The sequence below is a fragment of the Halopiger xanaduensis SH-6 genome (assembly GCF_000217715.1).
Lineage (GTDB): Archaea > Halobacteriota > Halobacteria > Halobacteriales > Natrialbaceae > Halopiger > Halopiger xanaduensis.
Window position 1 is genome coordinate 2,399,223 of sequence record NC_015666.1, and the last position, 15,360, is coordinate 2,414,582.

Sequence of the window (15,360 nt, forward strand, 5' to 3'; positions counted from 1 at the left end):
CCCTCCACCGCTCGCCCTTTCCGCGATTTCGTCGCTGCTTTTCCCGCCATTTTTCGTCCGTTAGCACCGTTGCGACGAGATAATGCTCGATAGTTCGCGACGCTTCACGCCGTTCCGATCGCTCCCCGTCGATGAGTTCTCGAGCCAATACGATCGTGATTCGGCGGCGCCGAGAGACGTGCCGTACAAAATCGCGGCGGTCACGGCTGCTGTGCGCCGCCGCTTGCCGTCCGCTTCGGTCGAAATAGCTCGGTAATAGCGTATTACCGGCGTGAAACAGTCCGCTCGATTGTCCGGATCGCCGCGAATCTATCGGTTCCCGACCCTTTCATCGTGCTAGCAACCGGTATAATTCCGTGTATGAATATAGATTATTTTCTGAATTAACCCTCAGAATGGACTTACTATATGTAAATTTTAAGTATTTTGAGGCGGAAGGTTTATGCTCGTAGTATAGTATTACCCGATCGCAATGGCACGCGAACCTTCGGTACTGGATGGCGGTAAATCCGACGAGGATGGCACTGAATCGTCGGATAACGGCGGTAATACTGTATTACTCGATCGGCGATCGTACCTGCGCCTCGCCGGCGTGACGACGGCCGCGGCGGCGGTCACGGGCTCCGCCGCGGCGGCGGGAGACGACTACGAAGAGATCGCCGCCCGCGGACAGGTCATCCGGATCGGGCAGGGTGAAACGTACGAGAACAAACTGTTCGACCTCACGACCGGGGACAGCGTCGTCCTGCTCGTCGAGGGGAGCAACTCCGTGATCCGGAATATCGGATTCAAGGGGCTCCACCGCGGCGACGGGTTCATGATCTCGATCACCGCCCCCGCGGGAGAGGTCCTGATCGAGAACGTCTACCTCGGCGACGGTTCGACCAAGGAAGGCGAGAGCTTCGTCCACGGACCGGGCGCCGTCTTCTACCACCGCACCGCGTCCTGCGACGTCACCTTCCGGCAGATGAACGTTCAGGGCTGGCCGAACAACGGCTTCTACTGTTCCAATACCGCCTCCGGCGGCTCGGTTCGCTTCGAGAACTGTTACGGCAAGAACAACGGCGTCTCCACGTACCGCGTCGCGGGCGGGAACGACGCGATCGTCAACTCCGTCGCGTACAACGACGACACCGACTACGGCCCCGGCTGGGGCGGCTACACCGAGGATTCGGGCCGCCCGGTCTGGGTTTGGCCCGGCGGCACCGTCGCGATCGAGGACTCGAACTTCGCGGCCGGGAGCTACGGTCGCGCGATGGTCCTGCGCGGCAGCGGTTCCGCCCGCATGACCGGCGGCGGTATCCGCGGCGGCGTGCAGGGCTCCGGCCTCCAGCGCTCGAGCGTCTCGAGTTCGCCCGACCTCTCGCGACCCGAGGGCGTCCCGACCAGCCCCGAGGAAGCGGCGTCCGGCGGTTCGAGCGGGTCGCAGCCGGACCCGGACTCGAGTCCGAGTCCGGACGAGAGCGAAAACGAAGAGGAGAGCGACGAAACCGACCCCGACGAGGACGAGGAACTCCCGAACGTCCTCCTCGTCGAGGGCGACGAGTCCGACGTCACCCGCTACGAGTTCGACGTCTCCGGCACCGTCGAAAAGTCGAACGTCGACGGCGCCTCCATCGACGCCGAGGACGAGATCGACGGCGGATCCGTCCACGGCTCCGTCGCGAACTGGAAGGACGCGTTCCGGTTCGACGGCGACCTCGAGGAACTCACCGTCGACGGGCCGGGCACCGTCTCGCTCAACGGCGAGCGAATCGATCCCGCCGACTACGGTAGCGACCTGCCACACGTCCTCGAGGTACAGGGCGAGGGCGTGCCGACGAGCTTCGAGATCACCGTCGACGGCGAGATCGAACTCGCCGGCGGCGCGGATCCCGACGACGAGGCGACGACGATCTCGGGCTCGACGGTGCAGAGCGCCGTCACCGACGAGACGCAGACGTTCCGGTTCGCGGGCGCGCTGACGGACGTGACGTTCACCGAGGGCGAGGCGACCGTGCTCCTCGACGGCGAGGAGATCGATCCGAGCGAGTACGGCGACCACGAACTGCTCCCCCACGCGCTCGTCATCGACGGCACCGACGCCGACGGGCCGAGCACCTACTCGTTCCAGGTGAGCGGTGCCGCCGTTCGTTCGGACTACCGAAACGCCTCGATCGACGACGAGGACGTCGTCGAGGACCGGGCCGTTCGCGGCGCGGTCGGGAACTGGCTCGACGCGTACTGGTTCGACGGCGACATCGAGGACTTCCGGCTCCTCGGCGACGCGACGGTCGACGTCCAGTACAACGCGCGCGATCAGTAACCGGCCTCGTTTTTCGACGCGGTCCCGTCAGTCGGCAGTTCGATTGCTGTCTTCGGATGTTTGGTCAGTATCGTGTCGCCGATTCGTAGCGGCGGCTTCAATTTGCACCGATCCACGAGTGCGCGTCGCGATCACCCGCAACCGGGGGTTACTCGCCTGCAGCGTTTCGAATAGGGGACCCTAGCAGGGAGTTACACCGCGTCGCTCGAGTAATCGAGTATAGAATGGCTCCCGCGCCTGGAACAGCAAGCTGGCACGCGAACTGCTCCGGTACTGGATGACGGTCGCCGGGAGCCAACTGTTGCTACGGGCGGGGTGATTAAAAGTCCTTCTCGAGTGAGCGGTTCAGTTTGCCGAACGGAGGCGTACTACAGGAAGTCAGGTTCGAGACGTCGGCGGTGACGGTCACCACGCGGCGACGGTCGTCACGTAACAGGTCGGGAACGAACGGACAACCGTGACGTGAGTCGAGTCGCGCCTGCAACGGTCGTACCGGCCGGGGAACGATTCGAATCGTGGTCGGGGGCGCGAGCGTGGGGGCGAATCGGACTCATTCGATCCGAGACAGTTTCCCGTTGACGTTGCGTTCGCGCTGACGATTCGTAACGGCGTGGGCGACCGAGAGGCAGCAGAACGCGGCCACGACGACGCCGGCGAGTGCGACCGTCGGAACAGCGGCCACCCCCGGGGCGCCGAGGACCGCGGCGCTCAGGAGGGCGGCGCCGACGACGCTCGTCCCGGCGTACCACCGGTCCCACCGATCCTGCTGGTGGGTGTCCGTGTCCAGATACATCATCAGCAGGTCGGCGTTGTCCGCGAGCGAGATCAACCCGCGATCCTGATCGTACTCGACGATCCCGGCGTCGTCCATCTTCGGGAGGTGGGTTTGATAGAGGGCGACGTAGACCCGTTTTCGCTGGTCGGAGCTGAGCGCGTTGACGTCCGTATCGTTCTCCCAGGCGGCGATCTGTTCCGCCAGTTAGCCTAACGTTACCGTATCGTCGGCCTCGAGGAGATAGGTGAGGACTTCGCGGCGGCGACGATTCTTCAGGAGCTCGAAAATGACGTCCTTCGAGAGGGACTCGTCGTCATCGTCGCCGACCGACGATGCGATTTCGTCGGGGAGCGAGGTATCGATCGAGGACATTAGTTTGCGCCTCCGTACGTTGTCGTTACGGGCTGGCCCGTCCGCTGCCGTCGCCGGTAGCTGCCGCAATCACCACCGAACTGTCGGGTCGACAGCGACCGCTGTACTTCCGAACGGCGATTCGCAGTCACGATTGACACACCAAGTTGTACGCCAACACTGATACTCTTAAACACGGCCACGTTTCGCACCGGCTGCAAAGGCGAGGCCGGTACGGGACGACTTCTGCGCGGCACCGTCGGCGAACGGGTGCGACGGCGACCCGACCCGCCGCTCGAGGCGCGACCGGGGGAGCGGTATCGGGTCCCTGCGGACGCGTATCGGCGGCGTACGTGCGAAACAGCTATCGAAGACGGAACGTTAGATTCCGCGGTGTAGGTCTGCGACACGGCACTCACGAAAACGTTCGACTCCATCGACATAAATTCGACCGTCGGTTCGGTCCCGAAATCGAGGTTTACACGATGAACGTTCGGTTTACGCCGCTGGGCGGCCGGAACGATCGCCGGCTTTCATGTGCCACGTTCACGTTGTCCGTAACGGGTCGAGGCGACCGCGACCGGTCGCTTCGCCCGGAGACGATCGATGGGACACCGCGTCGGTGCGGGCCGGCCGATCGTTTCGAGCGGGCGATCTGCGCCCGCGCCGACGATCTTTCTCCTCTCCGTCGACCGGCATCGGCGGACGCGGTAAGACCGTGTTTCCGGCGAAACCATGTGAGCCCCTTACAGTGGCGGCAGCGTTGCACCAGTGTGATGACACAGTCTATTATCGGTCGCGCCAGAAACGACCCCCAGGAGACGAACGCCGAACTGTGTCCCGACTGCGAAACCGATACGATCGTCCACGATCCGGATCGCGGCGAGCGCGTCTGCGAGGAGTGCGGACTCGTCCTGACCGAGGACCCGATCGATTACGGCCCCGAGTGGCGCGCGTTCAACGCCCAGGAACACGACGAACTCTCGCGCGTGGGGGCCCCGTTGACCCAGTCGATGCACGACCGGGGGCTGACGACGACAATCGACTGGCGCAACAAGGACGCGAACGGCCACTCGATGTCGGCCGAAAAGCAAGGCCAGATTCACCGACTTCGGGTCTGGCAGGAACGGATCCGAACGAAAAACGCCGGCGAACGCAACCTCAAGTACGCCCTCTCGGAGATCGACCGCATGGTCAGCGCGCTCGGCGTCCCCGACCCCGTCAAGGAAACCGCGAGCGTCATCTACCGCCGCGCCCTCGAGAAGGACCTCATCCGCGGGCGCTCGATCGAGGGCGTCGCGACCAGTGCGCTCTACACCGCCTGCCGGAAGGAGGACATCCCGCGCAGTTTGGAGGAAGTCACGTCGGTCTCCCGCGTCGACCAGCGCGAGATCGGCCGGACCTACCGCTACATCGCGGACGAACTCGGCATCAACCTCGAGCCGACGAATCCGCGCCAGTTCGTCCCGCGGTTCTGCTCCGAGTTGGACGTCGGCAAGGACGTGGAAACGAAAGCCGTCGAGATCATCGACGAGACGACCGAGCAGGGCCTGCACTCGGGCAAGTCGCCGACGGGGTTCGCCGCCGCGGCCATCTACGCCGCGGGCCTCCTCTGCGACGAGACGATCCCGCAGCGCGCCGTCGCCGAAACCGCACAGACGACCGTCGTCACCGTCAGAAATCGGTACCGCGAGCAACTCGAGGCGATCGACCAGCAGCCGGCGTCGCCGTCTACATGATCGACCGCTCGTCCTCGCCGTAGGCGTCCTCGTCGACCAGCGCGTGGAGGTTGGCGTACGGCACGAACCCGATGAACTCGTCGTCCTCGTCGTACAGTTCCAGTCCCTCGTCTTCGTGCCCGTAGCGCTCGCAGACGATCTGTCCTTCCGGGAGGATAGCACGGAACATACGAGTGGCTACGCCATCCACTCAGATATACTGTTCGCCGGTGGCTCCGTGACAGGGTCGCGACCGGCGACTCCCAGCAGCGCTCACACCCAGTTTGGACCCTCGAGATCGTGGAATATCTCCCGCGTCTGTGGCGCCAGCGGACGGCCGTTCGAGGCGTCTCGAAGCGTCTCATGCGGCGGTGTCAAATATCCGGCCAGTACGAATTTGTGGGTGTCTCGACGACCCGATTGCATGGATCGGCGTCGATATCTGACACTCGCGGGGACGGCAGCGACGGGAGCGCTCGCAGGGTGTGTCGGAGAAGTCACAGACGTGGTCGAAGGAACGACCAAAGAGGCCAGTCAGGAAGCGAACGAGAGCGTCGACGAGGCGATGGACACCCTCACGCGCCCGCCGTCCGCGGACGTGCGGGTCGAACGCGACGGCACCGTGATCGTCCGCTCGCTCGGCGGGGATACGGTCGGCGTCATGTGCGGCTTTCCGGAGACCGAGTCGCCTGTCGAAGAACTCGAAACGAGCGAGCGCGCCGTCACCGGGCCGGGAGCGCTCGAGAACTGTACCAAAGAGCGGCTCGTCGCGGTGAACGAAGCCGGCGACATCAAGGTTATCGAACGACTCGAGTGAGCGGAGTTCGGCGGGCGGCGACCGGATACCGGACGCCGCCGGTAGTGTCGCCGTCGGGAGGACGAGGGCCAAGCGAAACCCGTTTACTCGCGCCGCCGATACGGACCGCCAGTGACGGACGAACCCTCCGAAACCGCCGATAGCGACGACAGCGACAGCGACGGCGATAGCGACGGACTCACGCTCGCGCAGTTCCACGAAGCGTCCCAGCGGGAGGGCCGGCCCGTCCTCACCGCCGGCGCCGTCGCGCGAACACTCGAGCGCTCCCACGACGCGGTCAGCGAGCAACTCGACCGACTCGCCGAACGGGGCGACCTCGAGCGACTCTCGGTCTCGACCGACCCCGTCGTCTGGTACCCCAGCGAACTCGAGGACCTCACGGACAAGGAGCGGGTCGTCGTCTTCCCGAAGCGCCGGGAGATAGTCGTCGACCGCCCGGATCAATTCACGCGCGCGCAACTGGCGCAGTTCGCGCACCTCGAGGACGGAAACGGCGAGCAGGGCTACCGCTATGTCGTCCGGCCCGAGGACATCTGGCAGGCCCCCCACGACTCCTTCGAGGCGCTCGCCCGGACGATGCGCCAGGCGCTGGGCCAGCGCAACGAGCAACTCGAGGAGTGGGTCGAGAGCCAGTGGGATCGGGCCCACCAGTTCCGCCTCTACACCCACGAGGACGGGTACACCGTGCTCGAGGCCAAGAGCCCCGAGGTGATGGGCAACATCGCCCGACAGAAGTTAGACGAGGAGCACGTCCACGCGCCGATTTCGGAAACGGAAGACTGGGTGCGCGAGGGCTCGGAAGCCGCGATCAAACGGGTTCTCTACGAGGCCGGCTACCCCGTGCAGGACCACCGCGATCTGGAATCCGGCGAGGACCTCGAGATCGATCTCGAGGTCACCCTCCGAGACTACCAGCAAACGTGGGTCGACCGCTTCGCCGAGGCCGGCGAGGGCGTGTTCGTCGGGCCGCCGGGCAGCGGGAAGACCGTGGCCGCGATGGGGGCGATGGCCCACGTCGGCGGCGAGACCCTCGTCCTGGTGCCGAGTCGCGACCTCGCCCGGCAGTGGGCCGACACCATTCAGGAGTACACCTCGCTGGGCCCGCACCAGATCGGCCAGTACCACGGCGGCCAGAAGAACGTCCGCCCGGTGACGATCGCCACCTACCAGATCGCCGGGATGGATCGGCACCGCTCGCTGTTCGACGACCGCGAGTGGGGGCTGGTCGTCTTTGACGAGTGCCAGCACGTTCCTTCGGACGTCTACCGGCGGAGCACGCACCTGCAGTCCCGGCACCGCCTCGGCCTCTCCGCCAGTCCCATCCGCGAAGACGACCGCCAGAAGGAAATCTTCACGCTCGTCGGCCCGCCGATCGGCACCGATTGGCAGGCCCTGTTCGACGCCGGCTTCGTCGCCGAACCCGAACTCGAGATCCGCTACGTTCCGTGGGGCGACGACGAGCAGCGCAACGCCTACGTCTCCGCGGAGGGCCGCGAGAAGTACCGCATCGCCGCCGAGAACCGCGGAAAGGTCGACGAAATCCGGTACCTGCTGTCGGCCCATCCCGACTCGAAGGCCCTGGTCTTCGTCGACTATCTCGAGCAGGGCCGCGAACTCTCCGACGCGCTCGACGCGCCGTTCATCAGCGGGGAGACGCGCCACCACGAGCGTCGCCGGCTGTTCGACGAGTTCCGGCGCAACGAGCGCGACCTGCTGGTCATCTCGCGGGTCGGCGACGAAGGGATCGACCTTCCGACGGCCGACCTCGCGATCGTCGCCTCCGGATTGGGCGGCTCCCGCCGACAGGGGACCCAACGAGCCGGCCGGACGATGCGCCCCGCCGGCGGCGCGCTCGTCTACGTGCTCGCGACGCGGGGCACGCGCGAGGAGGACTTCGCCCGCCGGCAGCTCCAGCACCTCGGCCGCAAGGGGATGACCGTCCGCGAGCAGACGGTCGAGCGGACGGAGGACGAATCGAAGAGAGAATCGGAGGAAACCGCCGAAGACGACAGCGAGGACGCGGACGGGGGCGATATCGTCGGCGAGAGGGAGAGCGAACCCGAACCCGAACGCTAACCGACGTCGGCGATCGGCGGTGCGTCCGGTTCGACGGCTTCGACTCGTTCGACTTTCTCGACCGTTCGCACGCCCACGCCGTCCTCGAGGGCCGGTTGAACGCGATCGGAGTCGGCGCGGCCGGGCGCGACGGCGGCGCGGACGCGGAGGTCGACGGTCGTATCGTTGAGCCCGGGCGAAACGTGCTGGATGTCCGCATTGACGACCGCCTCGACGGCCTCGATTCGTTCGACGACGCGGACGGCGCCGTCGGCGAGGTTGCCTGACCCGCCCAGCGGGACGCGGACGGTGAGGGTTGCGACGATCTCGGGCTGATTCTGCTGCTGCGGTTGGTTGGACAGGTCGGTCATAGGCCCCCGTCGAGAGTCGAACTCGACGTTCGGCCGCGCCGTCATCCGGACGAGGAATCGTCCGAGCGGACGCGGCCGCGTGTTGACCGGTACACCACGGGGGTCACGGTCACAGCGCCCCCGCTGGCCGAACGTCGATACCGTCCGAGAATAGATCCAAACGCTCCCCTTGCAGGTCGCGAGGAGAATATCCCGAGAACGGCGTCGAACCGTCCGGCCGAGCGGCGACGAGTTACGCGGCGCGGACGGTTCCGAGGTCGAACCCGATCCCGGATAGCTTCGGGATCGAATGAAGCGACCGACGGACCAGCCCACGCGCGCCGGGCTCGAGGGCGAGAATCGCCTCGAGCCCATAACGAGTGTGGAACGCGCCACCCGTCCCCAGGTTGCAGGAACCTGCGAACGCGGTGACGAGCGCGGTGGTGGTCATCGGTCGGAACCTACACTGACGGTGTGGCGCCATTGACATAATAATTTCCACAGTTTGGTAGCATACAACACGGCTGTGGTGATCAGCGAGAGCGACAGTCACCCGAGGCCAATATTCAAGGTACCGCGTTCGAAGACTAGGTAGCATGAACGACGCGGCCTCGATCGCCCGAGCGCGAATCCGAACGCGGAATCGAGAGGTGGGACGCCGGTGAGCGACGACGAGAACCAGCGCGAGGTGCTCGTCGGCGAGACTGACGCCGGCAGGGACCTGTGGCTCCCGGTCGTCGAACTGCTGACCGGCCGCGGGTTCGTGACCGGCAAGTCCGGCTCCGGCAAGTCGAACACCGCCTCCGTCATCGCCGAGGAACTGCTCGAGGCCGGCTATCCCCTCCTGATCGTCGACACCGACGGGGAGTACTACGGGCTCAAGGAGGAGTACGAGATGCTCCACGCCGGCGCCGACGAGGAGTGCGACATCCAGATCGGCCCCGAGCACGCCGAGCAGATGGCGACGCTGGCTCTGGAGGAGAACGTCCCGATCATCCTCGACGTCTCGGGGTACATCGAGGAGGGCGTCGCGGACGAACTCATCCGGAAGGTCGCCCGCCAGCTGTTCGTCAAGGAGAAGAAGCTGAAGAAGCCCTTCCTGCTGGTCGTCGAGGAGGTCCACGAGTACATCCCCGAGGGCGGCGGGGTCGGCGAAACCGGCAACCTCCTGATCAAGATCAGCAAGCGCGGCCGCAAGCACGGGCTGGGCATCGTCGGCATCAGCCAGCGGCCCGCGGACGTCAAGAAGGACTTCATCACGCAGGCCAACTGGCTCGTCTGGCACCGACTCACGTGGGACAACGACACGAAGGTCGTCGGCCGGATCATCGACACCGAGTACGAGGAGGCCGTCGCCGAACTGAACGACGGGCAGGCGTTCGTCCAGACCGACTGGATGGACGCCGACGTCCGCAAGGTCCAGTTCCGCCGCAAGCGGACCTTCGACGCCGGCGCGACTCCCGGCCTCGACGACTTCGAGCGTCCGGAGCTCAAGTCCGTCTCCGACGCGCTCGTGGGCGACCTCGAGAAAATCTCCGAGCGCAAGGAACGCGAGGAGAGCCGCATCCTCGAGCTCGAGAACGAACTCGAGAAGAAGGAAAAACGGATCGAGACCCTCGAAGACGAACTCGAGTCGGCCCGCGACATCTCGAACGCAGCCAAGCAGATGGCCGACGCGCTGACGCGGCCGGAGACGTTCCAGACGCAGCTTCCCGACCGGGACGACGGGGCCGAGGAGCGCCGACTGCACGACGAAATCGTCGCCCTCGAGGAGGAACGCGACGAACTCGAGGAGACGCTCGCGGAGCGAGACGAGCGGATCGAGGCGCTGGAAGCGGAACTCGCATCTCGAGCGGAGACGATCGACCGACTCCGCGAGGCGAACGAACAGCTTCGCGAGCGGGTTCGCGAACTCGAGGACGGAGACGGTGTCGACCGGGACGGCGAGTCGATCATTCAGGTCGGCGGCGACGACGTCGAATACGGCTACGCGTCTGTCGACGGCGACGGCGAGGAGGAACTGGTCGTCGCGGGGAACCCCGAATCGGAACGGCGATCGGGAGGCGACGGCACGGGAACGGGCGCCCCGGAGCGCGGCCCCCTCACCGGTTACGAGCGCGGCGATTGGCCGGACGTCGAGCACGAACGGGCACCGCCCGCCAGCCGAGACCGGAACGGCGGGTCGACGAGTCGCGACCGGAACCGCGAGCGCGGTACCGGGACCGTCGGTCGGGAAGAAAGAGCGGGCGATACCGGAACGACCGCGGCCGACGTCGAGGACGCCGTCCCCGATTACACGCTCGCCGGGCAACACCAGCCCGGCCACCAGCTCGTGAGTAAACTCGAGGGCACGTCGGTCGGCGAGTCGCTCGAGCGCGCCAGCGAGGGATCGCGGTGCTCGGTCGAGACGGCCGGCACCGTGCTGATCGTGTTAGCGCGCGAGGGGCCGCTCGAGACGAAGCCGATCGCGGCACGAGTCGATCAGTCGATGATCGCCGTGCAGAGCCTCCTCTCGGAGTTGCGCACCGAATCGGTGCTGGACAGACAGGGCGAGCGGACGTACGCCCTCGCAGACGACGCGTCCCAGCAGATCGCCGCGCATCTCGAGGAGAACGAGAAGAACGAAGAGCGCGAGCGGAACGACTAGAGCGATCCCGCGAGTTGTCCGGCGGCCAGTCCGACCGTCACGCCCGCGGCGAGCCGGAGCGCACGCTGCGGTTCGATCCGATCGGTGAGGAGACTGGCGAGGAGGCCGACGAGCGCCGCACCGAGAAATCCGGCGATGAGTTGCCTGGGGTCGAGGACGGGCATATCGGTTCTTCCCAGAACGGATACAAGAAGATATCGCGGCGAGCGAGGCGCGTCACAGCCCCGTGATCCGATGCTGGACTATCTCGAGAGTCGAGTGCCGATCTCCTCGAGCGTCGACGGCTCGATGTGCTGGTGGACCGGCAGCGCGACGATCGTGCGGGAGAGCCGCCGCGCGGTCTCGTATGCTGGATCGTTGCGGACGGTCGCCGAGAGCCGCGGCCAGGTGTACGCGCCGACGCCGCGTGTCTCGAACGTCGCGACGAGATCGTCGGGACGATCCGCTCGGACCGGGAACGCCTGCGGACAGATTCCCTCGGGCAGGTCGTCGTAGACGACCGCGAGGTCGTCGCGGTCGGCGAGGATGCGCCGCCACGTGCGGTAGTTCGCCCGCCGTCGCTCCCGAATCCGGGCCGGGTCGGCGTTCTCGAGGACGTACTTCGACAGTTTCGCCATCGGCGTCTTCCCTTCCTCGTATCGCTCCTCGGGGGTGCCGACGGCCGGCGGGTCCCCGTCGCTCTCCTCGACAATCGTCCCGCCGTCGGGTTCGGTCGCGTCGCGCTCGAGCGGTTCGGTTTCGATTCCGTCCCGAGCCGCGTCTCGTCGCTCGTTGTCGCCGGCTCCGGCTCTGGTAGCGTCGCCGAGAAACGAACCGAGCGATTGGCTGAATCCCCCAATTCCACCGAGAACGGTTCGAGCGGTCGATTTGAGAAGAAACGTGCCGTCGCCGAGACCGACGCGATCGCGGACGCCGGCGCTTTCGGTCGGCTCGTAGGCGCCTACCGCCGCGTCGCTGTTTCGGTAGAGGACGGCCCCGTTGGGAATCGGGAGCAGTTTCCAGAGACTCGTAATGCCGATGTCCCCGTCCGTCCCGAGCAATCGCCCATTAGCGACGGAAATCGGGGCGTGCGCGTTGTCGTCGATATGGTAGCAGCCGCGTTCGTCCGCCAGCGCCGCCACCTCCTCGAGTCCGGGCTGCGGAAAGCCGAAGTAGTTGACCGACATGACGGCCGCGGTCTCGTCGTCGAGCCGGGCCTCGAGGTCGGCGAAGTCGGGGGCGAACGAGGGGCGGACGCGGTAGTACCGCGGCTCGAGGTCGAGATCGCGGAACGGTTCGGCGACGGCGTCGGGCAGGTAGGCCGGGATCAGGACGTTCTGTCCGGGTTCGACGAGCCCGGCGAGGCCGTCCCGAAGCGCGACCTTGCCCGAGCCGTAGTAGGTGTAGGCCCTCGCGTGGTTATCGAAGACCGCCTCAAGCCCCTGGTCGGCTCGGCTCGCGAGCGATCGGACGGACAGCGTCGGCGTGGCGCGGTGCATGCGTAACGGGCGGCCGATCGGGGACGGCCGCGTAGTACGTAGACTCAGTACGCGAATACGGCCTTAGTGATGGGGGTGATACACCCGATCGAGGGTAGACAGGCACGGCTTACAGCCCCCGCGCATGGTGTGAACTATTCGACAGCCGTGACTGAAAACCTAACTTACGGTCTGCAAGCACTCGCATAACAAAGCGCCGGTAGACGAACGGATCAGTACATGGTAGATTCGACCGACGAAGATGATCTTCGCCTTCTCGTCGTCGGGCTCGACGCGGGGTGTCCGCCGATACTCGAGTCGCTGTTCGAGTCGGACGAGGTGCCGACCTTACGGCGGATACTCGAGTCCGGCTCCAGCGGGCCCCTCGAGTCCCAGATCCCGCCCTGGACGGCCAGCGCCTGGCCGTCGCTGTACACGGGGAAGAATCCGGGCAAACACGGCGTCTTCGACTTTCTCTCGTTCAACGGCTACGACTGGAACGTCGTGAACTCGACCCACGTTCGGGAGCGGCCGGTCTGGGAGCTGCTCTCCGAGCACGGCATCACGAGCGTCGTCGTCAACCTCCCGGTCACCCACCCGGCCCGCGAGTTCGACGGGGCGCTGATTCCGGGGATGACAGCCCCCGAAGATCCGGACTGCCACCCCGACGGCATTCTCGAGGACATCAAACTGGAGTGTGGCGGCTACCGGGTCTACCCACAGAGCGGCCCGGAACCGGACCGGTCGATCGAGGGGTACGAGCGAACGATCGAGCTCCGCGGGAAGGCCTTCCGCTACCTCTGTCGCCGGATGGAACCCGAGTTCGGCTTCCTCCAGTTCCAGCAGACCGACTCCGTCTTCCACGAGCGACCCGGCGACAAGCAGGCCATCGAAGCCGTCTACCGCGAGGTCGACCGCCAGCTCGAGGAGACGATCGCCGAAACCGACCCCGAGAACATCCTGATCGTCAGCGACCACGGGATGGGAAAGGTCACGGGCCACGAGTTCCGCGTCAACGAGTTCCTCCGCGATCGGGGCTACCTGCGCGCCCACCGGGGCGGCGAGGGGATGCCCGACTGGTCCAAGAGCTGGGAGAACGACCTGCTCCGCGGCGAGGACGCGGGCACTCACGAGGAGACCACCCTCGAGAGGGCGATGAACGTCGCCGCGCGGTTCGGCGTCACGACCCAGCGGATCGCCAACGCGCTCGATCGGGTCGGGCTGAAGGAGCCGATCGGCAGGCAGGTGCCCAACGACCTGATCCGGGCGGCCAGCGAGCAGGTCGCCTTCGCCGATTCGGAGGTCTACATGCGCTCGAAGAGCGAACTCGGCCTCCGGATCAACCTCGAGGGCCGCGAGCCCGACGGCACGGTGCCCGAATCCGAGTACGAGCGGGTCCGCGACGAGGTCGTCGAGGAGTTGTCGGCGGTTCGGACGCCGGACGGCGAGCCGATGTTCGACGCCGTCGGCCCCCGCGAGGAGTTCTTCGACGGGCCGTACCTCGACGAGGGGCCGGACATCGTCACGGTGCCGGCGGCGTTCAACAACGCGATCGTCGCCGACCTCGGCAAGGAGCAGTTCGGCGAGCCGATGGAGTCGTGGAACCACAAGCGGACCGGCGTCGTCGGGGCGATGGGCTCGGCGTTCGACGAGAGCGCCTCGCTCGCGGACGCCGACGCGTCGATCTTCGACATCGCGCCTACGATCTGCGCGCTGTTCGACGTGCCGATCGACGCGGAGATGGACGGCGACACGCTGCCGATCGTCGAGGGCGGGCCGGAAGCGGAGTACCCGTCCTACGACCCCGAACCGATCACGGCGACCGAGGATCAGGCCGTCGAGGACCGCCTCTCGGACCTGGGATACCTATGACCGTCGAAGTCACGACGCTCGACCCGTGGACCGACGCGGAGGAGTGGAACCGCTACGTCGAACGGTCGGACGGGACGAACCCCTTCTTCCGCGCCGAAGCGCTCCGCTTGCAGGCCGAGGACACGGGCACGACGCTGCACCTCCTGACCGGATTTAAGGGTCAGGAAGCGATCGGCCTCTTCCCCGTCTTCGAGTACTCGAAGGGGCCGATCACCGGCGCCTTTTCCCCCGCGCCCCAGTCGTGGTCACCCTACCTCGGCCCCGCGACGCTGAACCTCGAGAAAGTCAAGCGCCGGAAGGCCGATCAACGGACCCAGCGGTTCCTCGAGGGCGCCATCCGGTGGATCGAGCGGGAGATTTCGCCGCTGTACACGCGGATCGTCGCCGCCGAGTTCGAGGACGTGCGGCCGTTCTCCTGGAACCATTACACCGTCAAACCCGGCTACACGTACGTCGTGGATCTCGAGGGCAGCGAGGAAGATCTCCTGAACCGGTTCAGCAGCGACGCCCGACAGAACGTTCGCAACGCCGACGAAGACGCCTACGTCGTCGAGGAGGGCGACGCCGACGACATCGAGCGCATCGTCGAGAAGGTCGCGCAGCGCTACGAGAGTCAGGGCCGGTCGTTCCACCTCAATCCCGACTTCGTCCGCTCGGCGTACGCGGTGCTCCCCGAGGGCTCCGTGCGGCCGTACGTCTGCCGCGTCGACGGCGAATTCCTCGGCGGCATCCTCGTCGTCGAGTCCGATACGACCAGGTACCGCTGGCAGGGCGGCGTCAAACCCGACGTCGACGTCGATCTGCCGATCAACGACCTGCTCGACTGGACCGTGATGCGCGACGGTCTCCGCGCCGGCCTCGAGCGGTACGACCTCGTGGGCGCCGGCGTGCCGAGCATCAACCGCTACAAAGCGAAGTTCAACCCGCGCCTCGAGACGAACTTCACGATCACGTCGGGCGCGTTCGGGATCGATCTGGCGATCGACCGGTTCCGGAAACTCGGCTAATCCTCG

General features: G+C 66.2%; 12 protein-coding genes and 1 pseudogene. 7 read left to right on the forward strand and 6 right to left on the reverse strand.

Annotated elements, in window-relative coordinates:
• Positions 1 to 472: 472 nt before the first annotated feature.
• A complete protein-coding gene (locus HALXA_RS11670) occupies positions 473 to 2,305 on the forward strand; it encodes a hypothetical protein (protein ID WP_013880570.1) in 1,833 nt (610 codons plus the stop codon).
• A 550-nt stretch (positions 2,306 to 2,855) separates the two neighbouring features.
• Here HALXA_RS11670 and HALXA_RS11675 read toward each other — a convergent pair.
• Positions 2,856 to 3,452 (reverse strand): annotated as a pseudogene (locus tag HALXA_RS11675) (DUF7344 domain-containing protein).
• A 755-nt stretch (positions 3,453 to 4,207) separates the two neighbouring features.
• On the opposite strand from HALXA_RS11675, the gene HALXA_RS11680 reads away from it, so the two are divergent.
• Entirely contained in the window at positions 4,208 to 5,170 is a 963-nt protein-coding gene (locus HALXA_RS11680) for a transcription initiation factor IIB (RefSeq protein WP_013880571.1), read from the forward strand.
• Here the strand turns inward: HALXA_RS11680 and HALXA_RS22120 are convergent.
• Positions 5,163 to 5,339 carry a hypothetical protein gene (locus tag HALXA_RS22120; RefSeq protein ID WP_013880572.1) on the reverse strand — a complete coding sequence of 59 codons (177 nt, stop codon included), beginning with the start codon at positions 5,337 to 5,339 and terminating at the stop codon, positions 5,163 to 5,165. The genes HALXA_RS11680 and HALXA_RS22120 overlap by 8 nt on opposite strands.
• 234 nt (positions 5,340 to 5,573) lie before the next feature.
• Here HALXA_RS22120 and HALXA_RS22125 point away from each other — a divergent pair, with 234 nt between their 5' ends.
• Both HALXA_RS22125 and HALXA_RS11690 read left to right on the forward strand, forming a co-directional pair.
• Complete coding sequence (locus HALXA_RS22125) at positions 5,574 to 5,966, forward strand: hypothetical protein (protein WP_013880573.1); 393 nt, start codon at positions 5,574 to 5,576, stop codon at positions 5,964 to 5,966.
• Positions 5,967 to 6,077: 111 nt separating this feature from the next.
• Positions 6,078 to 8,042 carry a DEAD/DEAH box helicase gene (locus HALXA_RS11690; RefSeq protein ID WP_013880574.1) on the forward strand — a complete coding sequence of 655 codons (1,965 nt, stop codon included), beginning with the start codon at positions 6,078 to 6,080 and terminating at the stop codon, positions 8,040 to 8,042.
• Here the strand turns inward: HALXA_RS11690 and HALXA_RS11695 are convergent.
• A complete protein-coding gene (locus HALXA_RS11695) occupies positions 8,039 to 8,392 on the reverse strand; it encodes a hypothetical protein (protein ID WP_013880575.1) in 354 nt (117 codons plus the stop codon). The two genes, HALXA_RS11690 and HALXA_RS11695, sit on opposite strands and share 4 nt — an antisense overlap.
• A gap of 232 nt (positions 8,393 to 8,624) precedes the next feature.
• The gene (locus HALXA_RS11700) at positions 8,625 to 8,822 is read right to left on the reverse strand and encodes a hypothetical protein (protein ID WP_049895295.1); all 198 of its coding nucleotides are present in this window, start codon (positions 8,820 to 8,822) and stop codon (positions 8,625 to 8,627) included.
• A 210-nt stretch (positions 8,823 to 9,032) separates the two neighbouring features.
• Here HALXA_RS11700 and HALXA_RS11705 point away from each other — a divergent pair, with 210 nt between their 5' ends.
• Positions 9,033 to 11,018 (forward strand): helicase HerA domain-containing protein, encoded by a 1,986-nt coding sequence (locus HALXA_RS11705; protein ID WP_013880576.1) that lies wholly within the window; start codon positions 9,033 to 9,035, stop codon positions 11,016 to 11,018.
• Here HALXA_RS11705 and HALXA_RS22130 read toward each other — a convergent pair.
• Both HALXA_RS22130 and HALXA_RS11710 read right to left on the reverse strand, forming a co-directional pair.
• Entirely contained in the window at positions 11,015 to 11,182 is a 168-nt protein-coding gene (locus tag HALXA_RS22130; RefSeq protein ID WP_013880577.1) for a hypothetical protein, read from the reverse strand. The two genes, HALXA_RS11705 and HALXA_RS22130, sit on opposite strands and share 4 nt — an antisense overlap.
• A gap of 78 nt (positions 11,183 to 11,260) precedes the next feature.
• Positions 11,261 to 12,496, reverse strand: a complete 1,236-nt coding sequence (locus HALXA_RS11710) for an aminotransferase class I/II-fold pyridoxal phosphate-dependent enzyme (protein ID WP_013880578.1) — start codon at positions 12,494 to 12,496, stop codon at positions 11,261 to 11,263.
• Between the two features lie 219 nt (positions 12,497 to 12,715).
• On the opposite strand from HALXA_RS11710, the gene HALXA_RS11715 reads away from it, so the two are divergent.
• Together HALXA_RS11715 and HALXA_RS11720 are read left to right on the forward strand one after the other, a co-directional pair.
• Positions 12,716 to 14,347 carry an alkaline phosphatase family protein gene (locus HALXA_RS11715; protein ID WP_013880579.1) on the forward strand — a complete coding sequence of 544 codons (1,632 nt, stop codon included), beginning with the start codon at positions 12,716 to 12,718 and terminating at the stop codon, positions 14,345 to 14,347.
• Positions 14,344 to 15,354 (forward strand): lipid II:glycine glycyltransferase FemX, encoded by a 1,011-nt coding sequence (locus HALXA_RS11720; protein ID WP_013880580.1) that lies wholly within the window; start codon positions 14,344 to 14,346, stop codon positions 15,352 to 15,354. Before HALXA_RS11715 ends, HALXA_RS11720 begins: the two co-directional genes overlap by 4 nt.
• Positions 15,355 to 15,360: the final 6 nt, after the last annotated feature.